Origin of the sequence: Sphingomonas sp. PP-CE-1A-559 (assembly GCF_004340965.1) — a bacterium.
Classification (GTDB): Bacteria; Pseudomonadota; Alphaproteobacteria; order Sphingomonadales; family Sphingomonadaceae; genus Sphingomonas.
Map to the genome: position 1 here is coordinate 19,508 of NZ_SLYA01000005.1, position 24,215 is coordinate 43,722.

Below are 24,215 nucleotides of genomic sequence, written 5' to 3' on the forward strand. Positions count from 1 at the left end.
AGCTTGGTAGCCACGATCAGATACGGCGTCGTCGGAACGGGCATGATGGGCGTCGAACACCTTCGCAACCTGGCGATCCTGCCGGATGCGGAGATCGTCGCGATCGCTGATCCGGTCGCGACCTCGATCGATTGGGCGACCGATGCGCTTGGCGACCGCGCCGCCAATGTCGCACGGTTCGACAGCGTCGAGGCCTTCGCAAAAGGCGCCGACGTAGACGCGATCGTCATCGCCTCGCCCAACAACACGCACCGCGACGTGCTGGAACGGCTGTTCACCATGGACGCGGCGATCCTGTGCGAGAAGCCGCTGGCGACGACGATCGACGATGCGCGCTGGATCGTCGAGCGCGCTGCCACTCACGCAAAGCCGTTCTGGACGGGGATGGAGTATCGCTTCATGCCGCCCGCCGCCGCGTTCATCGAACAGGTCCACGCAGGCCGCATCGGCCGGCTCCAGATGCTCTCGATCCGCGAACACCGCTTCCCGTTCCTCCCCAAGGTCGGCGACTGGAACCGCTTCTCCGCCAATACCGGCGGCACGATGGTCGAGAAATGCTGCCATTTCTTCGACCTGATGCGACTGATCGTCGGCTCCGAAGCGGTCCGCGTATATTGCTCGGGCGCGATGGACGTGAACCATCTCGACGAACGTTATGACGGCCAGCGGCCCGACATCATCGACAACAGCTTCACGACCGTCGACTTCGCCAACGGCGTGCGCGCGATGCTCGACCTTAGCATGTTCGCCGACGGTGCCGAGAACCAGGAGGAGATGTCCGCCACCGGCGATGCCGCCCGCCTCGACGTGCTGATCCCCGCAGGCGAACTGGTCTACTCCCCCCGCGTCGGTTTCCTGAACCCGAAGCAGGTCGAGCGTGCCCACGTTGCTGTAGACCCCGCTGCCAAGGCCGCCGGCTCGCACGAAGGCGCGACCTATTACCAGCACGCTGCGTTCGCCGCAGCGGTCCGCGGGGAGGGGCCGGTCCAGGTCACCGCGGAGGATGGCCTGCGCGCCGTCGCGATCGGCACTGCCGCCGAGATCAGCGCACGCGAGCACCGCGTCGTGCAAATGACCGAACTGGGGCTATAGGATCTACTCCGACAAACCATCGCCACGCCGAGGAAGACCGTCATGAAATCGTTGGTTTGCGCCGCGCCGGGATCGCTCATCGTCACCGACCGGCCAATGCCCCGTCGCGAGGAGGGCGACGTCCTGATCAGGATGCGCCGTGCCGGGCTCTGCGGGACGGACTATCACATCTATGCCGGGACGCAGCCTTATCTGTCCTATCCGCGCCTGATCGGCCACGAGCTGGCGGGCGAAGTCGTCGAAGCACCGACCGGCTCCCGCTTCACGCCCGGACAGATCGTTACGGTCAATCCGTACGGGGCTTGCGGTCACTGCATCGCCTGCCGCCGCAACCGACCGAATTGCTGCGTCAACATCGCGGTGCTTGGCGTTCATACCGATGGCGGCATGTGCGAATGGCTCGCCGTTCCCGAGGCATCGGTCGTCGATGCGCAGGGATTGTCGCTGGACCAGGCAGCGATGGTCGAGTTCCTGGCGATCGGCGCGCATGCGGTACAGCGCGCCAAGCCCACACCCGATGCGCGGATATTGGTCACGGGGGCAGGCCCGATCGGTGTCGCCACCGCGCTGTTCGCCCGGATCATGGGCGTCGCGTCGGTCACTTTCCTCGATACGCGTGCAACCCGGCTGGCGTTCGTTCGTGACCAACTGGGTTTCGAGACCATCGTGGTCGCCGACGACGGCGCGACCGAGGCTCTCCGCGCAACGACCGATGGCGACATGTTCGATGTCGTGTTCGACGCCACCGGCAACATCCACGCGATGCGCGGCGGCCTGATGCACGTGGCGCACGGCGGCACCTATGTCCTGGTCGGACTGTGCAAGGACGATCTGGTCTTTTCCGATCCGGAATTCCACAAGCGTGAGACGACGTTGCTCGCCAGCCGGAACGCGCTGTCGAGCGATTTCGACCACGTCATCGCCAGCATCCGCGACGGGTCGATCCCGACTTCGGTCCTGCAGACGCACGCGTTGACGCTGGAGGACGCACCACGGCGCGTTCCAGCCTTGATCGCCGAAGCGGACAGCGTGATGAAGGCGATCATTTCGATCTAGCCTGGCCATGCTTCGAGAGGCATGGTTTCGATAGATCCGGAGCGCGAGAGGAAGTGTCGATCTCCCCGAACATGTGCATCGCTTCTCGTCCCGTCGGCGGTACCGGACTGTCCGTGGCCGAACTCGGGTTTGGTTCGGCAACGCTCGGTAATTTGTACGATCCGGTATCCGACGCCGACGCACAGGCCGCCATTGCCGCGGGACTGGAGGCAGGTCTGCGCTATTTCGATACCGCGCCGCATTATGGTCGCGGCCTGTCCGAGCGACGGCTCGGAAACGGATTGCGACAGCAGCGCGACGTCACCGTGTCGACCAAGGTCGGTCGGTTGATGACGCCGGACGCGAGCATCGGTGACGACCGCGAACGCGACGGGTTCCGATCGCCGATGCCGTTCCGCATGGATTATGACTATAGCCACGACGGCATCCTGCGCAGCCACGACCACAGCCTGCAGCGCCTGGGCCTCGCGCGGATCGACCTGCTCTACGTCCACGACATCGGCCAACGGACCCACGGCGAAGCTGCGGCGCATTATTGGGAACAGCTGACGGCCGGCGGCGGTTTGCGGGCGCTCGATCGCTTGCGGACGGAAGGGCTAATCTCGGGCTTCGGCGTGGGCGTCAACGAGATCGCCATATGCCTGGACGTGATGCGCGAGATGCCGATCGATGTGATTTTGCTGGCCGGACGATACACGTTGCTGGAGCAGGATGCGCTGGACGCGCTTTTCCCGGCGTGCGCGGAAGCGGGAACGTCGATCGTGATCGGCGGGCCGTACAACAGCGGCATACTCGCGACCGGCACGAAGGCGGGCGGTCCGCTTAATTACGACTATGCCGCCGCACCCGACGGCGTGATTGCGAAAGTCCGCGCGATCGAGGCGGTCGCGGATCGGCATGCGGTTCGCTTGCCCGCCGCGGCGTTGCGCTTCTGCCTTGCCCACCCACGCGTCGCAAGCGTCATTCCCGGACTCGGAAGCGTGCAGCGGGTCGCCGAGACCATCGACCTCTACCACGAGGTCATTCCCGACGATTTCTGGCTAGAGTTATGCCATCTGAACCTGCTGCGCGAGGATGCACCGGTGCCTGTCGCTGCAGCTTGAGATCAGGCGATCGTCGCGTCGCCAGCGCCGGAGTTTTACCGACCCCGACCAAGTCGGTTTCCCCGCAGGGAATGGTCGTCACGGTGACATACAGGAAGAAAATGGTGCTGCCGGTGAGGATTGAACTCACGACCTCAGCCTTACCAAGGATGCGCTCTACCACTGAGCTACGGCAGCACTCGCTGGCATCGCTGCCGGCGGAGTGGGGCTAAGAGACGAGGGCGGGGCGGTTGTCAAGCTGTCCCGCCACAATGTAGGGCGAAATTATGGATGATCGGGATCGAAAGGCGGCGGAGAAGGCCGAGCGCATGGCCGCTGCGCTGCGCGAGAATCTGCGGCGGCGGAAGGCGCAGGCGCGGGCCGTTGGGGCAGCGCCTGCGACCAAGGATGATTCCTCTAGTTGACCGCCCTTAAGACAATGGCGCGCATTTGGCGGTCAGCCAGGCGCGATCCTCCGCGTCGGTCATTTCCGGCGCCAGCACCGCCAGCACCTGTGCGTGATAGTCGTCGACCCATTGGCGCTCTTCGGTCGTCAGCAATGCCGGCTCGATCAGCGTGCGCTCGATCGGGCAGAAGGTGAGCGTCTCGAAGCCCAGCATCTCGCGGTCGGCGCCGGGAATGGCGCGCGGTTCGATCAGGATCAGGTTCTCGATGCGGATGCCGTATTCGCCGGCCTTGTAATAGCCGGGCTCGTTGGAGAGCATCATGCCGGCGCGCAGCGGCTCCATCGCCGCGCCGCCGGGATAGTTGGGCGAGGCGATCCGCTGCGGACCCTCGTGCACCGCGAGATACGCGCCGATTCCGTGGCCGGTGCCGTGCGCGAAATCGAGGCCGGCTTCCCACAGCGGACGGCGGGCAAAGGCATCGATCTGGCCACCCATCGTGCCGTCTGGAAACACCGCGGTGGCGATGCCGATATGGCCCTTCAGGACGCGCGTGAAGCGGTCGCGCATCTCGTCGGTCGGTTCGCCGATCGGGATCACGCGCGTCACGTCGGTGGTGCCGTCGGCATACTGGCCGCCGGAATCGATCAGGTAGAGCTGGCCGGGTTCGATCGGCGCGTTCGACTCCTCGGTGACATGGTAATGCGGGCTCGCGCCGTGCGGACCGGTGGCGGAGATCGTGTCGAACGAGGTATCCTTCAGCAGGCCGGTCTGTTCGCGGAACGCGAGCAGCTTGGCGGCGGCGCTGAGTTCGGTTTGCCCCCCCCTCACGCATTCGCTTTCGACCCAACGCAGGAAACGCGCGAGTGCGGCGCCGTCGCGTGTGGAGGCGGCACGGTGGCCGCTTATCTCGACCGGGTTCTTGATCGCCTTGGCGAGCACGACGGGATCGCGCAGCGGCAGGATCTTCGCGCCGCCGGCCTGGAGCGCTTGCGTGATCGCGGCGACCGCGCGTTCGGGATCGGCGGCGACGCGCTTGCCGGCATAGGTGCCCAGCGCAGCGGCGAACGCGGTGCGATCATGGAGGCGGACGGCGTTGCCAAGATGCTGGCGGACCGCGTCGTCTAGCTTGTCGGGCGCGACGAACAGGTCGGTGGTGCCGTCCGCGCCGACGATCGCGTAGGACAGCGCGACGGGCGTGTGATCCACGTCGCCGCCACGGACGTTGAGCGCCCACGCGATCGAATCGAGCGCTGACAGGACTACCGCGTCGGCATTCTGCTCAGACAGCCAGTCGGCGATCTTCGCGCGCTTTTCGGCAGACGAGGCGCCGGTGAACTCGTCCGGCTGTACGGTCAGCTTGGCAGGTGAGGGGGCTGGGCGATCGGTCCAGATCGCATCGATCGGGTTGATCTCGACCGCGACCAGCGTCGCGCTGCGGTCTGCTAGGGCGGTGGTGGCGTCGGCGACCCAGGTCCCGGTGTGCAGCCACGGGTCGTAACCGATCCGACCGCCCTCGGGAGCGTATTTGCCGAGCCACGCGGCGGGGCTGGTCTGCGGCACGGGCTCATAGTCCCACTGCGCACCATCGACCTGCTCGCGGACCTGGATCGTGTAGCGCCCGTCGGTAAAGATCGCAGCACGGTCGGCCAGCACGACTGCCGTGCCCGCTGATCCGCCGAAACCGGTGAGCCAGCCGAGGCGCTGCGCGTAGCCGCCGACATATTCGCTCATGTGTTCGTCGGTGAGTGGGATGACGAAGCCGTCGAGGTTTTGCGCGGCGAGTTGGGTGCGGAGGGCGGTGAGGCGGTCGGTCAGCGGGGGCATGTCTTGGGTCTCTCGTTGGGGCCGAAGTTCACAAAGTTCACAGTTTGGCGAGGTTGCGATGCGCGTCCCGTTGGTATTGCAGCGGGGTTTGCCGGGTCATGCCGGGCGTTGTGGCAGAAACGCGGTTTGTAGGACAGCGGCGAGGGGCGACACCTCGCCGGACGCACATTCGCTAGACTAGCAAATCGATTTCACCGCCCCCCTTGTTCTCCCGCGAAGGCGGGAGCCCAGTCTGCGTCCCCGCCTTTGCGGGGAAGCAAGCTTGGTGTAGGTTCGCAGGACCAGCCGCCCCCCCGGCGAAGGCCGGGGCCCAATTGGGGGACGATGGTAACGAGGGATTGCGCGCCGTTACTGCGACCTTTTCAATTGGGCCCCGGCCTTCGCCGGGGTGGTGGTTGCGGCGGGGATCGGTTCTTGCCAATACCACAGCGTTTGGCATCCTCCCCCCGCACGGCTAACACACCGGCATGACCACGCCCCCCATTGCCGAACAGCGGCCGCACAGCTTCACCACGCATGGCGTGACGATCGAGGATCCGTATGCGTGGCTGAAGGATTCGAACTATCCGGAGGTCGATGACGCCGACGTGCTCGCGTATCTCGCTGCCGAGAATGCGTATTTCGAAGCGCAGATGGCGCCGCACGAAGCGCTCACCGACACGATCTACGAAGAGATGAAGGCGCGCATCAAGGAGGACGAATCCTCGGTGCCGCAGAAGGATGGCGACTGGCTCTACTGGACCGCGTACGAGACCGGCGGGCAGTACAAGAAATGGTGGCGCAAGCCCGTCGCGGGCGGTGACGACGAGTTGTTGCTCGACGAGCCGGCGCTGGCGGAGGGGCACGAGTATTTCCGGCTCGGGGCGTTCTCGATCAGCAATGACGGGCGCTATCTGGCGTATGCGATCGACGACAACGGGAGCGAGCGGTTCGAGGTTCGGGTCAAGGACCTGGATACCGGCGAGCATCTGCCCGACGTGATTCCGGGGATGCTCAGCGAGATCGTCTGGACCGCGGACGATGCGGGCTTCCTGTACGGGCTGGCGAACGAGCAGTGGCGGACCGACAATGCACGGTTCCACCGGCTGGGGACGCCGATCTCCGAGGACGTTGTGCTGTTCCACGAGGAAGACGAGGGCTTTCGCGTCGGCGTCGGCGAGACGAGTTCGCGCAAGTGGATCGTGATTGCGACCAGCGATCATGTGACGAGCGAGCTGTACCTGCTGCCTGCGCACGAGCCTTTGGCGGTGCCGATCCTCGTTTCGGCGCGGAAGGTGGGCCGCGAATATGATGTGGACGAGCATGACGGGACGCTGTTCATCCATACCAACGACGTCGATCCGAATTTCCGGCTTTGCACCGCGCTGGTCGAGGAGCCGGATGCGTGGAGCGAGCTGATCCCGGCCTCGCCGCATTTCTATATGACCGGCGTGGAGTGTTATCAGGACTTCTTCGTGGTCGATGGGCGCGAGGACGGTCTCGATCAGATCGCGATCCACCGGTACGAGACGCCGACCGAGGGCAAGCGGATCGACTTCCCCGAAGCGAGCTATGTCGCCGGGCTGGGGGATAATCCCGAATACGACATGACGGTGTTGCGGCTCGGGTATGAGTCGATGGTCACGCCGGGGACGGTGTACGACTATGACGTCGATACCGGTGAGCGGACGATGCTCAAGGTGCAGGAAATCCCTAGCGGCTATGACGCGGCGAAATACGCGACCGAGCGGTTGAAGATCACCGCGCGGGATGGGACCGAGATTCCGGTCTCGATCGTGTATCCGGCGGGGTTCGTGCGCGACGGGTCTGCGCCGTTGTTCCTCTATGCGTATGGCGCGTACGGCTATGCGATCCCGCCGGGCTTCTCGACCGGGCGGATGAGCCTGCTCGATCGCGGGTTCGCCTATGCGATCGCGCATATCCGCGGTGGCGATGATCTGGGCCAGCAATGGTATCTCGATGGCAAGCTGGAGAAGCGCGCGAACACGTTCAACGATTTCGTCGATGTGGCGAAAGCGCTGGTCGACGCGCAGTGGACGTCGGCGGGGAAGATCGCGATCGCCGGGCGGTCCGCTGGCGGCGAGCTTATGGGAGCGGTGGTCAACTCCGATCCCGAGCTGTGGGGCGCGGTGATCGCGGACGTGCCGTTCGTCGACGTGCTCAACACGATGCTCGACGAGAGCCTGCCGCTGACGCCGGGCGAGTGGCCGGAGTGGGGCAACCCGATCGAGGATGAGGCGGCGTTCGAGTTGATCCGCTCCTATTCGCCGTACGACAACGTCAAGGCGCAGGCTTATCCGCCGATGTTCATTAGCGGCGGGTTGAACGATCCGCGGGTGACCTATTGGGAGCCGGCGAAGTGGGCGGCGAAGCTGCGGTTGATGAAGACCGACGATAACGTGCTGTTGCTCAAGACCAACATGGGCGCGGGGCATGGCGGCAAGTCGGGGCGGTTCGAATCGCTGCGCGAGGGCGCGGAGGAACACGCGTTCGTGCTGTGGCAGCTGGGCGTCGCGGGGTGAGCCGGTTCACGCTCTCGATCACGGCGCAGGACGCGGATATCGACGAGCTTGGGCATGTGAACAATGCGGTCTGGGTGCAGTGGATCCAGGCCATCGCGACCGCGCATTGGGAGGCTGTGGCGCCGGCTGAACACAAGCTGGCGTATGTGTGGGTCGTGACGCGGCATGAGATCGACTACCGCGGGAGTGTCGTTTCGGGGGAGACCGTGACGGGCGAGACGTGGGTCGAGGGGGCGCCGAAGGGGGCTCGATTCGATCGGCATGTGCGGTTTGTTGGTGACGGGAAGGTAAAGCTCGAGGCGGTTACGACCTGGGCTTTGCTGGACCGCGCGACTGGGCGGTTGATGAGGGTGCGCGAAGATGTCGCTGCGCCGTTTTACTCCTAGTCCCTCTCCCCTGCGGGGAGAGGGAGGGAGCGACGCAGGAGCGGAAGGGTGAGGGGCGTTGGGATGAACCGCCCCGAGCCTCACGCCCCTCTCCCTTCCCACCGCAAGCGCGGCGGGCCCCTTCCCTCTCCCCGGAGGGGCGAGGGAGTTTTTAGCCGCTGTTTCTCAGGGCCGTGGCGATGGCGTTGATGGATAGGAGGATGCCTTCGCCTATCCGCGGGTCGTCCTCGCCTGCTCGGCGGCGTTTGATCAGTTCGATCTGGAGCAGGTTGAGCGGCTCGATATAGGGGAGGCGGAGGCGGATCGAGGCGTCCAGCGCGGGGTGCTTTTCGAGCAGGCGCGACTGACCGGTGACCTGCAAAAGCCCGTCGTGGGTCTGGTGCCAGCCGTCGCGGATCGTGGTGAAGATTTCGCGGAGTTTGTCGTCCTCGACGAGCCCGGCATAACGTTCGGCGATGCCGATGTCGGACTTGGCGAGCACCATCTCCAGGTTCGCCAGCGCGGAGGCGAAGAGCGGCCAGCCTTGCGCCATGTCCTTCAGCAGCGCCTTGTCCTCGAAATCGGCGATTGCGCGACCGACCCCGTACCAGCCGGGGAGCATGACGCGCGCCTGCGCCCAGCTGAACACCCAGGGGATCGCGCGGAGGTCTTCGATGCGGTCGGACTTGGTGCGGCTGGCGGGGCGGCTGCCGATCTTGAGCCCGGCGATCTCGGCGATCGGCGTCATCTGGCGGAAGAAGGTGCGGAAGCCTTCCGTACCGTAGACGAGGTCGCGGTAGCTGTGGAATGCGGTGTCGCTGAGCGTGTCCATTGCGGCGGAGAAGCTGGCGTTGTCGGCGTTGGACAGGCGTTCGGGTTCGAGGCTTGCGAGCAGCGTGGCCGACGCGATCGCTTCGAGATTGGTCATCGCAGCGTCGCGCGTGCCGTATTTCGCGGCGATCACTTCGCCCTGTTCGGTGATGCGGATGCGGCCCTGGACGGTGCCCGAGGGTTGCGCGCGGATAGCACGGAAGGCGGAGCCGCCGCCGCGCCCGACCGCGCCGCCGCGGCCGTGGAACAGCTGCATGCCGACGCCGGCTGCCGCGAAGACGGGTTTTAGCGCGGTCGAGGCTTTCGACAGCTGCCAGGTGGAGGTGAGATATCCCCCGTCCTTGTTACTGTCCGAGTAGCCGATCATCACTTCCTGATGGCCGCGTGCCTTGGAGATCGTCGCGATCTCGGGGAGCGCGAACCAGGCGGTCATGACGGCGGGGGCGGCTTCGAGATCGCCGATCGTCTCGAACAGCGGGACCGCCATGATCGCCGCGGTCGGGGTTTCGCCGGGGCGATAGAGGCCGACTTCCTTGAGCAGGAGGTTCACTTCGAGCAGGTCGCTGACCGATTGCGCCATCGAGACGATGTAGTTGGTGATGCACGCCGGGCCGTAGGCGGCGTGCGCGTCGGCGGCGGCCTGGACGATCGCGAGTTCGCCGGCTGTTTCCTCCGAATATTCGGCGAAGCGCGAGGTGAGGGGGCGGGCGTTGGCGAGTTCGCGGCGGAGCAGCGCGATGCGGGCGTCCTCGTCTAGCGCGAGGTAATCATCCTCGACGCCGGCGACTTTCAACAGTTCGGCGACGACGCGTTCGTGGACGGCGCTGTTCTGGCGAAGGTCGAGCGTTGCGAGGTGGAAGCCGAACGTCTCGACCGCGCGGATCAGTCGGCCGAGCGCGCCGCCGGTCTTGAGCGCGATGCCGAGGCCATGCGCGAGTGTGACAAGATCGGCGCGGAAATCGGCGGGGCTTGCATAGGGTTCGCCGGTGAGGCGACCGGGGCGGGGGGCGTGCTTGCCGGCAAGTGCGTCGTGCGTCGCGGACAGGCGGGCGTAGATGCCGGAGAGCGCGCGGCGATAGGGTTCGTCGCTGCGGCTGGCGGCATCGTCGCCGCTGGCGTCGGCGAGCGCCTGCACCGCGGCATCGGCGGGGGCGTGCTCGGTCGAGATCGAGAGTTCCGCGCCGAGCGTGTGTACGGCGTCGCAATAATAGCCGAGCACGGCCTCGCTCGCCTTCGACAGTGCGGTCTTGAGCGAGTCGGCGGTGACATAGGGGTTGCCGTCGCGGTCGCCGCCGATCCAGCTGCCGGGGCGCAGGAAACTGGGCGTGCGTTCGCCGAGTGCGCGGTCCCAGCGCTGGTAGAGCGCGGGGAGCGCGGGGAGGAACACGTCGCGGAGATAGCTGAGCGCGGTGTCGACCTCGTCGGTGACGTAGAGGCGGTCACGGCGCAGGACGCGCGTCTGCCATAGGAGCGCGATCTGGCGGAGGATGGCGTCGTCGACGCTGTCGCCATCCGGCGTGGTGTCGCGGTCGAGATCGCGCAACGCCATCAGTTCGGCGATGCGGTTGCGGTGGTCGATCATGCTTTTGCGCCGCACTTCGGTCGGGTGTGCGGTGAGTACGGGAGCGATCAGTGCGTGGTCGAGCAACGTGCGGATCTGGGCGCGGTCGATGCCTTCGGATTCGAGCTGGGCGATCGCGGAGGCGAGGTCGGCGCCGTCCTCCGCGGCGATGCCCTGGCGGTCCTCGGCGAGATTGGCGAGCATCGAGAACAGCATGAAGCCGCGGACGAAATCGAGCGTCTCGTCCAGGCTGAGCTTTTCGAGGCTGAGGTCGACCGCGCGGTCGTCGCGCGCCTTGCCCTCGGAGACGTCGCGGTGACGCTCGACCGACGCCTTTCGGATCGTCTCGGTCGCCTCGAACAGACGTTCGCCGCCATAGGCGCGGATGACGTCGCCGAGCAGTTTGCCGAGGAACCGGATGTCGGAATTGTTCGCGATTGCGGGGAGGCTTGCCATGACTCCCTGCTGCGCTGCGGCAGGGATCAGGTCAACCTCATGCGGTATATTTGTCGCGTCGAACCGGTCGTCGTCGACACTTAATTGCGCTGATCAGCGCTTGCGCGACTCCGCCCGCTCTTCCGACGTCACCGTGCCGTCGTGGTTCAGGTCCATCCGGTCGAACCAGGCGAGCGTGCCTTCGCTCCATTCGATCGCAGTGATGATACCGTCCTTGTTGCGGTCGAACGCCTTGATCCGTGCATTCGGCGAAGGCAGTTCGTCCTTGGTGATGCGGTCGTCGCCGTTGCGGTCGAGCGTACGGAAACGCCGTTCCATGCTGGCGCCGAAATCGAGCCGCGAGGTGACCGATGGCGGGACGAAGCCGGCCGCATTGCGATCAGCCTGCGCGCGCTGCGCGTCCTTGTCGCTGCACGCGCACACCAGAATTCCCGTCGCGGCGAGCGCCGCTACCAGTTTCACCTGCATAGAATCTCCCGTCGTATCGATGCCGTCAGGCCTCGAGTTCGATGTCCCAATAGAGCCAGTCGTGCCACGTGTCGTGCAGGTAGTTGGGTGGGAAGCTGCGGCCGTGTTCTTGGAGGTGCCAGTTGGTCGGGCGGATCGCTTCGATATGCAGCGGCATCGCCGCCTGTTTCGGCGTACGCCCGCCCTTTTTGAGGTTGCAGGGCGAGCAGGCGGTGACGACGTTCTCCCACGTGGTACGCCCACCTTGCGCGCGGGGGACGACATGGTCGAAGGTGAGATCGCGCAGCTTGCCGCAATATTGGCAGGTGAACTTGTCGCGCAGGAACAGATTGAAGCGAGTGAAGGCGGGAAATTGCGACGGTCGGACGAACTGCTTGAGCGCGATCACCGAGGGCAGCTTCAGCGCGAAATTGGCGCTGCGGACTTCGCGTTCATAGGTGGCGACGATGTCGACACGGTCGAGAAAGACAGCCTTGACCGCGGTTTGCCACGGCCAGACACTGAGCGGATAGTAGGAAAGCGGCGTGTAATCGGCATTGAGCACAAGCGCCGGACAACCATCCGGATGACGCATCAGATCGGGGTGAAACACGGCTCCTCCCACTCAGGCTTCGCAGAGCGCCCTATGGACGACAGCGATGACGTCTGCATGACAGCACGGCGCGTGGCGGTCGGTCAAGCATGCTGAGCGACGGACCGGTCGAAACGCGGTTCGCGCCGAGCCCGACGGGGCGGTTGCACCTGGGCCATGCGGTGTCTGCAATCCGCGCGCACGACTATGCGCGGGAGCGGGGCGGGCGGTTCCTGCTGCGGATCGAGGATATCGATGGGACGCGGAGTCGGCCTGAATTCGTCGCGGGGATATTGGAAGATCTGACGTGGCTTGGGTTACGGTGGGACTCGCTGGTGTTTCAGTCGGAGCGGTTGGCGACATATGAGGCTGCGCTGGAGGCGTTGAAGGCGCGCGGGCTGGTTTACCCCTGTTTCTGTACGCGGGCGGAGATCGCGGCGAGCGCGTCGGCGCCGCAGGGGGATGTCGGGCCGGTCTATCCGGGCACGTGTCGCGGTCTGAGCGCGGAGGAGGTCGCTGCGCGTGCGCATCTGGCGCATTGCTGGCGGCTCGATATGGCGAAGGCTGGGGCGATTACCGGCGTGCTTTCGTGGCACGATGCGATTGCGGGGACGGTTGTTGCCGATCCGTTGGCGCAGGGGGATGTCGTGCTGGCGCGGAAGGATGCGCCGGCGAGCTATCATCTGGCGGTCACGCTGGATGATGCGGCGCAGGGGGTGACGGATGTGGTGCGCGGGGTGGACCTGTTCGCGGCGACGGATGTGCACCGGGTTTTGCAGGCTTTGCTGGGGTTGCCGGTGCCGCGCTATCATCATCATGCGTTGGTGGTGGATGCGGCGGGGCGGCGGTTGGCCAAGCGGGATGGGGCTTTGTCGCTGGCTGAGATGCGGGCGGCGGGGGAGGATGGGGTGGTGCTGGCGGCTCGGGTGCGGGGTGGGGTGATCGCGGCCGTCTCACGCTGCTGATCGTCAGCGTCCGAGTCAGAAGCAAGGTGTGCTAAGAAACGGATCTCAGCCTATGCCTCCTTGTTCTCCCGCGAAGGCGGGAGCCCAGACTGGGTCCCCGCCTTCGCGGGGAAACAAGGAGGAGGGTACGCCGCCCGTAACGCGGCACCACCCCGGCGAAGGCCGGGGCCCAGTTGGGGAACGTCGCCAACTGATCGCTGCGCTTCGTTACTGCGACCTTTCCAACTGGGCCCCGGCCTTCGCCGGGGGGCGCTCTGAGTTGGAATGGGCTACAGCTCGATCCCCAGCCTTGGCGCCGCCCAGGTCATCGCCGCGTACAGCGCGATCGTCAGGACGCACCCTGCCGCCAGCGATACCCAGAACGGCGCGCCGTGGCGGAGCAGCGCCGGGATCAGCAGGAACATCGGCAGCGACGGCAGCACGTACCAGAAGGTCGCGCCGGCGTGCGCGGCCATCGTCCGTGGATCAGGTTTGTCGCGCCAGAGCCAGATCATGCCTAGCACCGACACCAATGGCAGCGAGGCGACCAGCGCGCCAAAGCCGGGATAGCGCTTGGCGATCTCCGAGGCGGCGGCGATAAGAATGCCGGAAATCAGGGCTTTCAGCGTCAAGTATAACATGCAGCATTTGCACGCATCACGAAGGGTTCCGCAACACTGCTACAGCCATTGCTAGCGACAGCCGGTGCGCTTACATTCCGTTCATGAACACATTCCTCGTCATCCTCCTGATCGCGGCGATGATCGCGACCGTCGTGGCCCTGGTGCGGGGCGTCGTGTCGTTCCTGCAGGAGGGGACGGCGCAGGTCCGCGACGGCAATGGCCCGAGCGCGGCGTCGCTGAAATCGAATCGGATGATGCAGCAGCGGATCTTCTTCCAGGCGCTGGCGATCCTGATCGTCGTCGTGATCCTGTTCGCGGCGGGGCGGAACTAGGGAAAGAGGCTGCGCCCACCTACGCGGTTCGGTCGCTGCTGGCGTTGATATGCGTCCGTCATCCTGACGAACGTCAGGATCCAGAGTAATTGCAGATGCGCTCTGGGCTCTGGTTCCTGACTTTCGTCAGCACGACGGGTCTTGGTGTTGGTGGATAAAAATGGTCAAGCTCAACAAGATCTATACGCGAACCGGTGACGACGGCACGACGGGGCTGGTCGACGGCTCGCGGGTGTCGAAGGCCAGCGCACTGATGCAGGCGATCGGCGATGTCGACGAGGCGAACTCCGCCATTGGTTTGGCGGTAGTGGCGCTCGGCGACGATCCGCTCGCCGCTGCGCTGGAGCGGATCCAGAACGACCTGTTTGATCTTGGCGCCGACCTCGCGACGCCTGCGACCGACGACGGATTTGCACCGTCGGAGATGGTGCTGCGGATCGTTCCGGCGCAGGTCGAGCGGCTGGAACGCGAGATCGATGCGATGAACGTGCACCTCGCGCCGTTGCGGAGTTTCATCCTGCCGGGCGGATCGCCGCAGGCCGCCGCGCTGCATCTGGCGCGGGCGATTTCTCGGCGCGCGGAGCGATCCGCGGTTGCGGCGACTCACGATATGCCGCTGAATCCCACGGCATTAGCGTATGTTAACCGGCTATCGGATTTCCTGTTCGTGGCGTCGCGGGCGGTGAACCAAAACGGGGCCGGCGACGTTCTATGGCGACCGGGGGCTACGCGCGCGCAGGCGTGATCGGCGTTCGCGCGTTGCGGTACTGGGCGACGCATTGAAGGATGACCGATGCCGCAGCCTATTCGTCCCGATCTCACCCCCGCTCCTCCGTCGGATTTGAGCGAACGCTTCTCGACCGTACGCGCGTTGACGCTGGCGCTCGCCGCGCCGCTGTCGGATGCAGATGCGACGGTGCAGTCGATGGACGACGCGTCGCCGACAAAGTGGCATCTGGCGCATACGACGTGGTTCTTCGAGACGTTCGTGTTGCGCGATCATGTCGCCGGTTATGCGCTGCACGACGAGCGGTTCCCGTTCCTGTTCAACAGCTATTACGAGGCCGAGGGGCGGCGCCATGCGCGCGATCGGCGCGGGATGGTGACGCGGCCGTCGCTCGACGAAGTGCGGGCGTACCGCGCGCATGTCGATGCGGCGCTGCTCGATGCGTTGCCGGGGTTGTCGGCGGATGCGCAGGCGTTGGTTGCGCTCGGGTGTCATCACGAGGAGCAGCACCAGGAATTGCTGGTGACCGACATCCTCCACATGTTTTCCGAGAACCCGCTGGAGCCGGCGATGTGGCCGGCACCGCGGAAAGTGCCGGTCGAGATGCCGGGGCCGATCGGCTGGATCGCGCGCGAGAGCGGGATCGTCGAGGTCGGGCATGACGGCGACGGGTTCGCGTTCGATTGCGAGGGACCGCGTCACGCCGCCCTGCTGGTGCCGCATGCGATCGCCGACCGGACCGTGACGAACGGCGAATGGGCGGCGTTCATTGCCGACGGCGGCTACAGCGAAGCGCGGCATTGGCTGGCGGATGGCTGGGCGTGGGTGAAGGCCGAGGGCATCGTCGCGCCGCTGTATTGGGAACAGGGCGAGGCGGGCTGGACGCGGTTCGGGCTCGACGGGCGGCGCGCGATTGATCCGGCGGCACCGGTGACTCATGTGAGCTTCTTTGAGGCGGATGCGTATGCGAGCTGGGCTGGCGCAAGGTTGCCGATCGAGTTCGAATGGGAGGCTGCGGCGGCGTCGCATGACGCGAACGGTGGCAACCAGATGGACGTGGCGGGGCCTGTCGAGCCTCGGCCGGCGGCGAATGGCCCGGCGTTCTTCGGCGACGTATGGGAGTGGACCGGCAGCGCGTACCGGCCGTATCCTGGGTTCGTGACCGCGGCAGGTGCAGTCGGCGAATATAACGGTAAGTTCATGAGCTCGCAGTTCATCCTGCGCGGGGGCAGCTGTGCCACGCCGCGTGGCCATACCCGGCCTAGCTACCGCAATTTCTTCTATCCGCACCAACGGTGGCAGTTTACCGGCGTGCGTCTCGCGAAAGATATCTGATGTTAAAGCCTGAGATCGAGGACGGCCAGCAGACGCTCGCCGACCCGCAATTCCGCGCGGACGTGCTGGACGGCCTTGCCCGGCGCCCGCGGGCGATCCCGGCGCGCTGGTTCTACGACCGGCGCGGCTCGGAACTCTTCGAGAAGATCACCGATCTGCCCGAATATTATCCGACGCGGACCGAGCGTTCGATCCTCGAGACGGCCTGCGCCGAAGTGGCGACGCTTGCAGGCGAAGGGCGTGCGGTCGTCGAGTTCGGCTCGGGATCGTCGACCAAGACGCCGATCCTGCTCGATGCCGTAGCGCCGTCGGTATACGTTCCGATCGACATCTCCGGCGATTTCCTGCGGGAGTCATCGAAGGTGCTGGGCGATCAGTTCCCCGACCTGTTGGTACTGCCGTTCGAGGCGGACTTCATGCGGCCCCTGAGCCTGCCGAAGACGATCGCGGATACGCCGAAGCTCGGGTTCTTTCCGGGATCGACGATCGGCAACATGATTCCGCTGATGGCGGTCGACCTGCTGCGCGCGATGCGGTCTTCGCTTGGTGTCGGCGCGATGCTGTTGATCGGGATGGACCGGATCAAGGGTGAAGACGTGCTAGTGCCCGCGTATGACGATGCGCAGGGCGTGACGGCGGCGTTCAACCTGAACCTGCTAGAGCGGATCAACCGCGAACTGGACGGCGACATCCCGGTCGACGCGTTCCGACACAAAGCCGTGTGGAACGACGATCGCGCACGGATCGAGATGCACCTCGAGGCGACGCGGGACGTCGCGTTTACCGTCGACGGGCGATCGTTCGAGATGACTGCGGGCGAGACGATCCACACCGAGAACTCGCATAAATATGGCGCGCGGGATGCGCGGATCCTGCTGCGGTCCGGTGGATGGACGCCGGTGGCGGCGTGGACCGATCCCGAGGGGCTGTTCGGCGTGTATCTGGCCGAGGCCCAGGTGGAGCGCCCCGCGCCCTGAGGCAGGGCCTGTTCCGGACGAGTTACCCGCCACCTAGGCTCAGCCGGGAATACCCCAGTTGGCCTCATTGTCAGCCGATGCGGCGGTGCGGACAAGATGCTCGACATAATGCTGGAAAATCGGAACCGTGAAGGTGACCAGCGTCGGCTCGCCCCCCGGTTCCTTGAACGTGAGCACGACGAAGCGCTGGCCGTCTTCGTCGAGAATCAGGCCAGCTTCCATCGCGCCGGGGCCGCTTGGGGTAATGACGGTCGCTGCCATGATCTTCTTTCACTATCGGGTCTTCGGGCGCCATAACGCTCAGCCGCGCCGAGTCCAGAACCGGCTGGACGTTTGACGTTCGTCAGGCCGTGGCACTCTTGGCATCGGCACGTCGCAGGTCCCGAATTTCCTCCCAGGTGATCGGCCGGTCGCGGCCCGCGCACTGGATGATCAGGCCTGCCGCTTCGGCGTCGTCATAGCCGTCGAAAGCCCGGACCATCTCCTGCAGCGAGCCGCTGGCAACCGACTTGCCGATGTCCTCTTCATTCGCCGCATGCTCGCGCACTACCTTTGCGGGCATATTCCACATGGTCTTCAACACGATTACTGACTCCGGCCCCCCGGTGGATCACCGTCGTGAGCCGTGGCGGCGCGGTCGTCCATAGGGCCGGCCGGCGGTATGCGATCGCTTTGGGCGGCGGCGCGGTGAACCGATCTCATGAACCTGTTGCTCCATCCGAGCGGCTGATGCGATCGATCGTTACCGCATACGTCCTATGCGGAAACTTCGCCGGACGGCGCGACCGTGCGTCACTTTCCGCCTTCCCGTCGCGTCAGCGCCGCGACGCAACTCGCACGATCGATCGTGCTGCCGTCGGGTTCTCTTGCGTCGAGATACGTCACGCGGGGGGCATCGGATCCCTTGGGATAGAGATATGCATCGAGCACGCAGATCCCGCTCTGGAACTGAAGCTTTCGCGCGCTGCCTTCGCGAACGTCGGCGTCGGGTTGGCCGAACAGCTTGGTCAGGCCGGCGGCATCCTGGCCGAGCACGCGTTCCAGGCCGACGCTCGTATACGGGATCGCCGGGCGTCCGACCGCAGGTTTCGCGATCGGTGCGGCGCAGCCTGCCAGTCCGCTACCGAGTGCCAGCGCGATGGCTATAGTGGTCAATCGCGTCATGGTCGGCCTTTGCGAGAATACTGGCTGTGGAAGTAATGCGTTGCCATCGCGGCCCCCAGCACTGGCGCGGCGATGTTGAGGACCGGAACCACGAACAGCCCGGTGTTCGCAAGCCCCAGCACGAACCGGCTCCCCTTGGTCGTCGCACGCCAGCCTCGCATCGCCGTTGCGTCCATGTGTCGTGCCGCAACCATGTCACCAAGATCGCGTCCCAGCAGCCAGCCATTGACGACGAAAAACGCGGCCGCGGTCCCGACCCCGGTGACGAGCAGCGCGATGTAGATGGGCAGCATCACCAGGTTGACGAGCACGACGCGCGCAGCGGAGCGTAACCCCATCGCGAGGCTCCGTGCGAACGGCACGGGCCGGGCGGTGCGCAGCGCGTCGGGATAATGCCGAGCCTCGACCGCCTCCACGACCTCATCCGCGAAGATCCCGACGACCGCGATCGCGACCGCTCGGAACAGCAGCCACAAGGCCAGGATCGTGACGAACAGCGCGAACACGGCCGCGAGTCCGCCGGAATGCCAGTCGAGCCACGCGGCCAGTGCGGCTTGCGTACCCCACCACGTGCCAACGCCGAGCAGCGCGAAGACAACCAGCGTGACGACCATCGACTTGACGAACACCCGGAGCACGGGCGGATCGGTAAGTTGGCCGAGCGAAAGGAGGAGCGCGCGGAGCATCGGCTCGGGATGGCGCGAGGGCAGGGGAAGGTCAACGCGCGTTTCCGCCGTGCCTCCGTCGTTTTGGCTGTTCGACAGCCCGACCTTGTCTTGTTCCCCCGCGGACGCGGGGGCCCAGCTAAACCACGAGCACCGCCCGACACCCTGGCCCCGCGTTCGCGAGGGAACAGCAGGGCGCGGCGTTATCACGGCTTATCCAAACCGCCGAACCGCCGAACCGCCTAAGTTTTGAACCCAAACCAAAGCCACCACCCCGGCGCAGGCCGGGGTCCAATTGGAAAGGTCGTCGTAATAAGGCGCGGCCCGTCGTTATCACCGTCCCCCAATTGCACCCCGGCCTCCGCGGGGTGGTGGTCTTTCCCAGCTATCAATCGTCGCTTCGATCATGCGTTCGTTGCGTCGACCTATCGCCCACCCCCCACACCAGTTGCACCAATCCCCCCCGCGATTTACGGCAGGGCTTTCCCGCATCCCCGGAGTTTCCCTTGAGCACACCCACTTACGACGTCGTCGCGATCGGCAATGCCATCGTCGACATCCTCAGCACCGCCGACGACGCCTTCATCGCCGAGATCGGCGTCGCCAAGGGCTCGATGCAGCTCATGTTCTCGTCGGAAGAAGCCGACGCGCTCTACGCCAAGATGGGCCCGGGCATGGAGATCTCCGGCGGCTCGGCCGCCAACACCGTCGCCGGCATCGCCGCGCTCGGCGGCAAGTGCGGGTTCATCGGCCAGGTCGCCGACGACCAGCTCGGTCAGGTCTTCGCGCACGACGTCCGCAGCATCGGCATCGAGTTCGCCACGCCCGTCCGCGCAGGCGACCCGACCACCGGCCGCTGCCTGATCTTCGTCACCCCCGACGGCCAGCGCACGATGAACACCTTCCTCGGCGCAGGGCAATTCCTTCCCGCCGCCGCGATCGACACCGTGATGATCGCCGACAGCGCGATCTTGTATCTCGAAGGCTATCTCTGGGATCCCGAAGAGCCGCGCGCCGCGATGCGCGCCGCGATCGATTGCGCACGCGGGGCAGGGCGGAAAGTCGCCTTCACGCTCAGCGACGTGTTCTGCATCTCGCGCCACGGCGGCGATTTCCGCCAGCTGCTGTCGGACGGCCTGATAGACATCCTGTTCGCCAACGAGAGCGAACTCGCCGCGCTCGCCGAGACTGACGACTTCGACGCCGCCGTCGCCAAGATCTCGGCGCAGGTTCCGACGCTGGTCGTCACCCGCGGCGAGCACGGCGCCTGCGCGATCCAGAACGGTGCGCGGGCCGAGGTCAAGGCCGAGCCGATCGCCAAGGTCGTCGACACCACCGGCGCCGGCGACCTGTTCGCGGCCGGCTTCCTCCACGGCCAGGCGCAGGGCTACGACCTGCACGCATCGCTGAAGCTCGGTGCGGTCTGCGCGGCCGAAATCATCAGCCACGTCGGCGCCCGCCCGATGGTCGACATGAAGGCGCTCGCCGCCAAGCATATCGGCTGAAGCATGTGTCCCCGCGAAGGCGGGGACCCAGACTGGGCTCCCGCCTTCGCGGGAGAACAAGCTTTCTACCAGACACAAAAAAGGGCCGCGGGAGTTTCCTCCCGCGGCCCTTTTTTCGTTGGACTCGATCAGTGGCTGGCCGGAGGTGCTCGATCATCCTCGGCTACACCATCGTCGAGCCCAAGCCCGACATGACTGCGCGAGCGGCTATACAGGAAGTATATCGCCAACCCGATCGCGCCCCAACCCGGCAGCACCAGCTTGGCAGTCAGCGGCAGTGACAGGTACAGCCCGACGCAACCGATGATCGCGAGCGGCGCGACGATGTACACCGCCGGCGTGCGGAACGGACGCTTGCGTGCCGGATCGGTCTTGCGCAGCACCATCACCGAGATCGCGACCATCATGAACGCGAACAGCGTGCCGGCATTCGAGTAATCGGCGAGCTTGCCGACCGGCAGCACTGCCGCCGCGATCGCTGCAGCGATGCCCGTCACGACCGTGACCACATGCGGCGTCCGGAACTTCGGGTGGATCGACGCGAGCTTTGCCGGAAGCAAACCATCACGCGCCATCGTGAAGAACACGCGGGTCTGGCCGAACATCATCATCAGCACCACCGACGGCAGCGCCAGCACCGCCGCAAGCCCGACCAGGCGACCCATGATCGGCCAGTTGATGACCTGAAGCACATGGACGAGCGCTTCCTTCGAACAGACCAAAGGCTCCATCGCGCCGCCCGCGACGATCGCCGCGCAACGCCCGGCCATCTCGGCCGAGCCCGGCGCCAGCACGCCGCCATCGGCGGTCGTCACCGGGTTAGCACCGATCGCACCGATCGCGCCCGACGCGACCAGCAGGTAGAACAACGTACAAATGCCGAGGCTGGCGATCAGCCCGATCGGCACGTTGCGCTGCGGATTCTTGGTCTCCTCCGCCGCCGTCGAAACCGCGTCGAAACCGACATAGGCGAAGAAGATCGACGCCGCTGCGCCCAGCACGCCGACACCCGACGAGCTCAGCGGATTGCCGACGCCATAGGGCAGGAACGGATGAAAATTGTCCGCCTTGAGCACGGGAATCGTCAACGCAATGAACGCGGTCAGCGCGGCGATCTTGATCAGCACGAGCACCGCGTTGACGCGCGCGCTCTCGGTCGTCCCGACCACCAGCAGCCAGGTGACGAGCGCAATGACGATGACGGCGGGCAGGTTCATGAACCCGCCGACGGTCATCGCGGTCTGCAGATCGGCGTTGGGCGTCGCGCCGAACGCGACCTGGACGTTCGCCATCAGCGCGTCGGCGTTGCGCAACCCGTTGGGAATGTGGAACCCGATCCCGTCGAGCAGCCCGGCCAGATGGTTCGACCACCCCACCGCGACCGCGCTCGCGCCGACCGCATATTCGAGGATCAGCGCCCAGCCGACCATCCACGCCAGCAACTCACCCGTGACGGCGTAGGTATAGGTGTAGGCCGAGCCCGACACCGGCACCATCGACGCGAGTTCGGAATAGCAGAGCGCCGCAACCGCGCAGACGAAGCCTGCGACGACGAAGCTCAGCAACATGCCCGGCCCGGCCTTCTGCGCGGCTTCGGACGTCAGCACGAAGATACCCGTGCCGATCACCGCGCCGACGCCCAACAGCGTCAGCTGGAACGCGCTGAGCGTTCGCGCCAGACCCTTTTTCTCTGCCGTCGCCAGAATGGCATCCAGCGATTTTACGCGACCAAAAATCAACGCGGTGTCCCCCGGGGATAGCGAGGGCCGGGTCAAATGGCCCCCTTGCTCAATCCCGCGAGCCTAATGGCAATTTTATTACGCGCAATCCTTTAGTGCGGTGAAGCTGGCCTATCGCGCCAGCATCGGTCCGAGCGGGCGCCCGCCAAAGACATGAACATGCAGATGCGGCACCTCTTGGTGTCCGTCCTGCCCGATGTTCGCGAGCAGTCGATAGCCCGGTTCGACAAGGCCCGCGGCGCGCGCGACGGTGCCCACCGCGCGGATGAACCCGGCGATCTCGGCGTCTGGCGCGCGCGCGGAAAAATCGTCCCAGGACACGTATGCCCGCTTGGGGATCACGAGCAGGTGCGTCGGCGCCTGCGGATTGATGTCATGAAAGGCGATCGCAAAGTTATCTTCGTACACCCGCTTCGACGGGATCTCGCCGCGCAGGATTTTCGCGAAGATATTCTGGTCGTCATAAGGCTGGGTGGCGTCGATCGGCATATATTCCCCTCCCGCTTGCGGGAGGGGTTAGGGGAAGGGCTGGCCATCCCGATCCCGGCGGAGCATGTGCGTCATGCCCTCCCCCGACCCCTCCCGCAAGCGGAAGGGGGCAGGTCAGCCCGTCCGCCCGGCCTTCTCGATCAGCCCGCCAACACCCTCGCGCCGCTCCAACTCAGCGCGCACGTCGTCCAAACTCAACCCCGCATCCGCCAACAACACGGCCAGATGGAACATCAAGTCGGCCGCTTCCGGCACGATGCTCGCCTGGTCGCCCGAGCACGCCGCGATCACCGTTTCGACGGCTTCCTCGCCAAGCTTCTGCGCGATCTTCGGGCGGCCCTTGGCGAACAGGCTCGCGGTGTAGCTGGTGTCAGCGGGCGCATCGCGCCGCGCGCGGATGGTCGCCTCGAGGCGGTCGAATACGGGGTCCATGCGCGGCGTGCTGGAGCAGGTGCGCAGGCGGGTCAATCCTCTGCGGGTCGTTTGGTCTTCGCGAACCGCTTCCGCAACGCCCGCCGCACCAGCCACACGCCGATCGCTGCAAACCCGAAGAGTGCGATGTCCGACAGTTCGGGCCCGGTGCGGGGATGAACGATACCACTATGTCCCGACTGCACCGCGAGAAGGGGCAGGGCGATCATCGGATCAAGCTGACCGAACCGGCGAGCGCACTGGAATCCCCGCCGCCGCCAGCGCAGCATGTGCGTCGCTGATCGACGCCTGCCCGAAATGGAAGATCGACGCTGCCAGCACCGCGCTCGCATGCCCGTCGCGGATCCCTGCGACCAGATCGTCTAGGCCGCCGACGCCGCCGCTAGCGACCACCGGTACGCTCACCCGGTCAGATATCGCCCGGATCAGGTCGAGATCGTAGCCACTCCGCGTCCCGTCACGATCCATCGAGGTGACGAGCAGTTCGCCCGCCCCCAATTCGGCAAGCTTCAGCGCATGCGTGATCGCATCGATCCCGGTCGCGCGCCGACCGCCATGCGTGAACACTTCCCACCCTTCACCGGAACGCCGCGCATCGACACTCGCGACGCAGCACTGGCTGCCGAACCGCTCCGCAATATCCGCGACCAGTTCCGGCCGCTCGACCGCCGCGGAGTTCACGGCCACCTTGTCCGCCCCCGCGAGCAACAGCGCCCGCGCATCGTCTGCGGTCCGCACGCCGCCGCCAACCGTCAACGGCATGAAACACACCGCCGCGGTCCGTCTCACGACGTCGAGGATCGTACCCCGACCCTCATGGGATGCACCGATATCGAGGAAACACAGCTCGTCCGCCCCGGCCGCATCATACGCTCGCGCCTGCTCGACCGGATCGCCGGCGTCACGCAGCTCGACGAAGTTCACGCCCTTCACCACGCGCCCGTCGGCGACGTCGAGGCACGGAATGACGCGCGCGCGGACCGTCATGCGCTGTGCCGAAGGTTTTGTTCACGCGGAGACGCGGAGACGCGGAGACGCGGCAAAGCCG

Annotated in this window: 26 protein-coding genes and 1 tRNA gene; 12 read left to right on the forward strand and 15 right to left on the reverse strand. The window is 65.8% G+C overall.

Features of this window, described 5'->3' with window-relative positions; translation table 11 throughout:
- The first annotated feature begins 3 nt into the window (after positions 1 to 3).
- From C8J42_RS15200 to C8J42_RS15210, 3 genes are all read left to right on the forward strand, one after another.
- Positions 4 to 1,092 carry a Gfo/Idh/MocA family oxidoreductase gene (locus tag C8J42_RS15200; RefSeq protein WP_279388754.1) on the forward strand — a complete coding sequence of 363 codons (1,089 nt, stop codon included), beginning with the start codon at positions 4 to 6 and terminating at the stop codon, positions 1,090 to 1,092.
- 42 nt (positions 1,093 to 1,134) lie between these two features.
- On the forward strand, positions 1,135 to 2,148 hold the full coding sequence (locus tag C8J42_RS15205; RefSeq protein ID WP_133020741.1) for a zinc-binding alcohol dehydrogenase family protein: 1,014 nt from the start codon (positions 1,135 to 1,137) through the stop codon (positions 2,146 to 2,148).
- A 113-nt stretch (positions 2,149 to 2,261) separates the two neighbouring features.
- Positions 2,262 to 3,251, forward strand: a complete 990-nt coding sequence (locus tag C8J42_RS15210; protein WP_243644489.1) for an aldo/keto reductase — start codon at positions 2,262 to 2,264, stop codon at positions 3,249 to 3,251.
- A gap of 102 nt (positions 3,252 to 3,353) precedes the next feature.
- On the opposite strand, the gene C8J42_RS15215 is transcribed toward C8J42_RS15210, so the two are convergent.
- Positions 3,354 to 3,428 (reverse strand) — tRNA-Thr (locus tag C8J42_RS15215).
- Positions 3,429 to 3,517: 89 nt separating this feature from the next.
- Between C8J42_RS15215 and C8J42_RS20185 the strand changes: the two genes are divergently transcribed.
- Positions 3,518 to 3,655, forward strand: coding sequence for a hypothetical protein (locus C8J42_RS20185; RefSeq protein WP_165895508.1), 138 nt, complete (start codon positions 3,518 to 3,520; stop codon positions 3,653 to 3,655).
- A 6-nt stretch (positions 3,656 to 3,661) separates the two neighbouring features.
- On the opposite strand, the gene C8J42_RS15220 is transcribed toward C8J42_RS20185, so the two are convergent.
- Positions 3,662 to 5,461 (reverse strand): aminopeptidase P family protein, encoded by a 1,800-nt coding sequence (locus tag C8J42_RS15220; RefSeq protein ID WP_133020743.1) that lies wholly within the window; start codon positions 5,459 to 5,461, stop codon positions 3,662 to 3,664.
- A 467-nt stretch (positions 5,462 to 5,928) separates the two neighbouring features.
- Between C8J42_RS15220 and C8J42_RS15230 the strand changes: the two genes are divergently transcribed.
- Together C8J42_RS15230 and C8J42_RS15235 are read left to right on the forward strand one after the other, a co-directional pair.
- Positions 5,929 to 7,983 carry a S9 family peptidase gene (locus C8J42_RS15230; RefSeq protein ID WP_133020745.1) on the forward strand — a complete coding sequence of 685 codons (2,055 nt, stop codon included), beginning with the start codon at positions 5,929 to 5,931 and terminating at the stop codon, positions 7,981 to 7,983.
- On the forward strand, positions 7,980 to 8,369 hold the full coding sequence (locus C8J42_RS15235; protein WP_165895509.1) for an acyl-CoA thioesterase: 390 nt from the start codon (positions 7,980 to 7,982) through the stop codon (positions 8,367 to 8,369). The genes C8J42_RS15230 and C8J42_RS15235 overlap by 4 nt, the downstream gene beginning before the upstream one ends.
- A 151-nt stretch (positions 8,370 to 8,520) precedes the next feature.
- Here C8J42_RS15235 and ppc read toward each other — a convergent pair whose 3' ends face one another.
- From ppc to C8J42_RS15250, 3 genes are all read right to left on the reverse strand, one after another.
- Positions 8,521 to 11,196 carry a phosphoenolpyruvate carboxylase gene (gene ppc / locus C8J42_RS15240; RefSeq protein WP_133020748.1) on the reverse strand — a complete coding sequence of 892 codons (2,676 nt, stop codon included), beginning with the start codon at positions 11,194 to 11,196 and terminating at the stop codon, positions 8,521 to 8,523.
- Between the two features lie 93 nt (positions 11,197 to 11,289).
- Positions 11,290 to 11,664, reverse strand: a complete 375-nt coding sequence (locus C8J42_RS15245) for an EF-hand domain-containing protein (RefSeq protein ID WP_133020750.1) — start codon at positions 11,662 to 11,664, stop codon at positions 11,290 to 11,292.
- Positions 11,665 to 11,689: 25 nt separating this feature from the next.
- Positions 11,690 to 12,256 carry an HNH endonuclease gene (locus C8J42_RS15250; protein ID WP_056052248.1) on the reverse strand — a complete coding sequence of 189 codons (567 nt, stop codon included), beginning with the start codon at positions 12,254 to 12,256 and terminating at the stop codon, positions 11,690 to 11,692.
- 89 nt (positions 12,257 to 12,345) lie between these two features.
- On the opposite strand from C8J42_RS15250, the gene gluQRS reads away from it, so the two are divergent.
- Positions 12,346 to 13,200: a tRNA glutamyl-Q(34) synthetase GluQRS gene (gene gluQRS / locus C8J42_RS15255; RefSeq protein ID WP_133020751.1), complete on the forward strand. Its 855-nt coding sequence runs from the start codon at positions 12,346 to 12,348 to the stop codon at positions 13,198 to 13,200.
- A 269-nt stretch (positions 13,201 to 13,469) separates the two neighbouring features.
- Here the strand turns inward: gluQRS and C8J42_RS15260 are convergent, their stop codons facing one another.
- The gene (locus C8J42_RS15260) at positions 13,470 to 13,820 is read right to left on the reverse strand and encodes a DUF3147 family protein (RefSeq protein WP_133020753.1); all 351 of its coding nucleotides are present in this window, start codon (positions 13,818 to 13,820) and stop codon (positions 13,470 to 13,472) included.
- A gap of 83 nt (positions 13,821 to 13,903) precedes the next feature.
- Between C8J42_RS15260 and C8J42_RS15265 the strand changes: the two genes are divergently transcribed.
- The 4 genes from C8J42_RS15265 to egtD all read left to right on the forward strand — a co-directional run bounded on the left by C8J42_RS15265 (position 13,904) and on the right by egtD (position 17,173).
- On the forward strand, positions 13,904 to 14,134 hold the full coding sequence (locus tag C8J42_RS15265) for a twin transmembrane helix small protein (RefSeq protein WP_056052241.1): 231 nt from the start codon (positions 13,904 to 13,906) through the stop codon (positions 14,132 to 14,134).
- 160 nt (positions 14,135 to 14,294) lie between these two features.
- Positions 14,295 to 14,879, forward strand: a complete 585-nt coding sequence (locus C8J42_RS15270; protein ID WP_133020755.1) for a cob(I)yrinic acid a,c-diamide adenosyltransferase — start codon at positions 14,295 to 14,297, stop codon at positions 14,877 to 14,879.
- A 48-nt stretch (positions 14,880 to 14,927) separates the two neighbouring features.
- On the forward strand, positions 14,928 to 16,196 hold the full coding sequence (egtB, locus tag C8J42_RS15275; protein ID WP_133020756.1) for an ergothioneine biosynthesis protein EgtB: 1,269 nt from the start codon (positions 14,928 to 14,930) through the stop codon (positions 16,194 to 16,196).
- A complete protein-coding gene (egtD, locus tag C8J42_RS15280; RefSeq protein ID WP_133020757.1) occupies positions 16,196 to 17,173 on the forward strand; it encodes an L-histidine N(alpha)-methyltransferase in 978 nt (325 codons plus the stop codon). Before egtB ends, egtD begins: the two co-directional genes overlap by 1 nt.
- A gap of 39 nt (positions 17,174 to 17,212) precedes the next feature.
- Here egtD and C8J42_RS15285 read toward each other — a convergent pair whose 3' ends face one another.
- The 4 genes from C8J42_RS15285 to C8J42_RS15300 all read right to left on the reverse strand — a co-directional run bounded on the left by C8J42_RS15285 (position 17,213) and on the right by C8J42_RS15300 (position 19,023).
- Complete coding sequence (locus tag C8J42_RS15285; RefSeq protein ID WP_132833634.1) at positions 17,213 to 17,434, reverse strand: hypothetical protein; 222 nt, start codon at positions 17,432 to 17,434, stop codon at positions 17,213 to 17,215.
- Between the two features lie 82 nt (positions 17,435 to 17,516).
- A complete protein-coding gene (locus C8J42_RS15290; protein WP_132833633.1) occupies positions 17,517 to 17,756 on the reverse strand; it encodes a hypothetical protein in 240 nt (79 codons plus the stop codon).
- A gap of 209 nt (positions 17,757 to 17,965) precedes the next feature.
- A complete protein-coding gene (locus C8J42_RS15295; RefSeq protein WP_120301281.1) occupies positions 17,966 to 18,337 on the reverse strand; it encodes a hypothetical protein in 372 nt (123 codons plus the stop codon).
- Positions 18,334 to 19,023, reverse strand: a complete 690-nt coding sequence (locus C8J42_RS15300) for an EI24 domain-containing protein (protein WP_133020758.1) — start codon at positions 19,021 to 19,023, stop codon at positions 18,334 to 18,336. Before C8J42_RS15300 ends, C8J42_RS15295 begins: the two co-directional genes overlap by 4 nt.
- Positions 19,024 to 19,508: 485 nt before the next feature.
- On the opposite strand from C8J42_RS15300, the gene C8J42_RS15305 reads away from it, so the two are divergent.
- Complete coding sequence (locus tag C8J42_RS15305; RefSeq protein WP_133020759.1) at positions 19,509 to 20,507, forward strand: adenosine kinase; 999 nt, start codon at positions 19,509 to 19,511, stop codon at positions 20,505 to 20,507.
- Between the two features lie 128 nt (positions 20,508 to 20,635).
- Here the strand turns inward: C8J42_RS15305 and C8J42_RS15310 are convergent, their stop codons facing one another.
- The 5 genes from C8J42_RS15310 to hisF all read right to left on the reverse strand — a co-directional run bounded on the left by C8J42_RS15310 (position 20,636) and on the right by hisF (position 24,154).
- On the reverse strand, positions 20,636 to 22,246 hold the full coding sequence (locus tag C8J42_RS15310; protein ID WP_133020760.1) for an amino acid permease: 1,611 nt from the start codon (positions 22,244 to 22,246) through the stop codon (positions 20,636 to 20,638).
- 111 nt (positions 22,247 to 22,357) lie between these two features.
- On the reverse strand, positions 22,358 to 22,735 hold the full coding sequence (locus C8J42_RS15315) for a histidine triad nucleotide-binding protein (RefSeq protein ID WP_133020761.1): 378 nt from the start codon (positions 22,733 to 22,735) through the stop codon (positions 22,358 to 22,360).
- A gap of 114 nt (positions 22,736 to 22,849) precedes the next feature.
- Positions 22,850 to 23,167 (reverse strand): phosphoribosyl-ATP diphosphatase, encoded by a 318-nt coding sequence (locus tag C8J42_RS15320; protein ID WP_133020762.1) that lies wholly within the window; start codon positions 23,165 to 23,167, stop codon positions 22,850 to 22,852.
- A gap of 32 nt (positions 23,168 to 23,199) precedes the next feature.
- Entirely contained in the window at positions 23,200 to 23,376 is a 177-nt protein-coding gene (locus C8J42_RS20190; protein ID WP_165895510.1) for a hypothetical protein, read from the reverse strand.
- 4 nt (positions 23,377 to 23,380) lie between these two features.
- Positions 23,381 to 24,154 carry an imidazole glycerol phosphate synthase subunit HisF gene (hisF, locus tag C8J42_RS15325; RefSeq protein ID WP_133020764.1) on the reverse strand — a complete coding sequence of 258 codons (774 nt, stop codon included), beginning with the start codon at positions 24,152 to 24,154 and terminating at the stop codon, positions 23,381 to 23,383.
- Between the last annotated feature and the right edge of the window lie 61 nt (positions 24,155 to 24,215).

Excerpts from the sequence above, each read along its gene's own strand:
- C8J42_RS15295 (WP_120301281.1), bottom strand. The coding sequence starts at position 18,337 with ATGACGCGATTGACCACTATAGCCATCGCGCTGGCACTCGGTAGCGGA.
- C8J42_RS15230 (WP_133020745.1), top strand. The coding sequence starts at position 5,929 with ATGACCACGCCCCCCATTGCCGAACAGCGGCCGCACAGCTTCACCACG.
- C8J42_RS20185 (WP_165895508.1), top strand. The coding sequence starts at position 3,518 with ATGGATGATCGGGATCGAAAGGCGGCGGAGAAGGCCGAGCGCATGGCC.
- egtD (WP_133020757.1), top strand. The coding sequence starts at position 16,196 with ATGTTAAAGCCTGAGATCGAGGACGGCCAGCAGACGCTCGCCGACCCG.
- C8J42_RS15285 (WP_132833634.1), bottom strand. The coding sequence starts at position 17,434 with ATGGCAGCGACCGTCATTACCCCAAGCGGCCCCGGCGCGATGGAAGCT.
- C8J42_RS20190 (WP_165895510.1), bottom strand. The coding sequence starts at position 23,376 with ATGATCGCCCTGCCCCTTCTCGCGGTGCAGTCGGGACATAGTGGTATC.
- hisF (WP_133020764.1), bottom strand. The coding sequence starts at position 24,154 with ATGACGGTCCGCGCGCGCGTCATTCCGTGCCTCGACGTCGCCGACGGG.
- C8J42_RS15270 (WP_133020755.1), top strand. The coding sequence starts at position 14,295 with ATGGTCAAGCTCAACAAGATCTATACGCGAACCGGTGACGACGGCACG.
- C8J42_RS15265 (WP_056052241.1), top strand. The coding sequence starts at position 13,904 with ATGAACACATTCCTCGTCATCCTCCTGATCGCGGCGATGATCGCGACC.
- C8J42_RS15220 (WP_133020743.1), bottom strand. The coding sequence starts at position 5,461 with ATGCCCCCGCTGACCGACCGCCTCACCGCCCTCCGCACCCAACTCGCC.
- C8J42_RS15245 (WP_133020750.1), bottom strand. The coding sequence starts at position 11,664 with ATGCAGGTGAAACTGGTAGCGGCGCTCGCCGCGACGGGAATTCTGGTG.
- C8J42_RS15260 (WP_133020753.1), bottom strand. The coding sequence starts at position 13,820 with ATGTTATACTTGACGCTGAAAGCCCTGATTTCCGGCATTCTTATCGCC.
- C8J42_RS15320 (WP_133020762.1), bottom strand. The coding sequence starts at position 23,167 with ATGGACCCCGTATTCGACCGCCTCGAGGCGACCATCCGCGCGCGGCGC.
- C8J42_RS15315 (WP_133020761.1), bottom strand. The coding sequence starts at position 22,735 with ATGCCGATCGACGCCACCCAGCCTTATGACGACCAGAATATCTTCGCG.
- ppc (WP_133020748.1), bottom strand. The coding sequence starts at position 11,196 with ATGGCAAGCCTCCCCGCAATCGCGAACAATTCCGACATCCGGTTCCTC.
- C8J42_RS15300 (WP_133020758.1), bottom strand. The coding sequence starts at position 19,023 with ATGCTCCGCGCGCTCCTCCTTTCGCTCGGCCAACTTACCGATCCGCCC.
- C8J42_RS15205 (WP_133020741.1), top strand. The coding sequence starts at position 1,135 with ATGAAATCGTTGGTTTGCGCCGCGCCGGGATCGCTCATCGTCACCGAC.
- egtB (WP_133020756.1), top strand. The coding sequence starts at position 14,928 with ATGCCGCAGCCTATTCGTCCCGATCTCACCCCCGCTCCTCCGTCGGAT.
- gluQRS (WP_133020751.1), top strand. The coding sequence starts at position 12,346 with ATGCTGAGCGACGGACCGGTCGAAACGCGGTTCGCGCCGAGCCCGACG.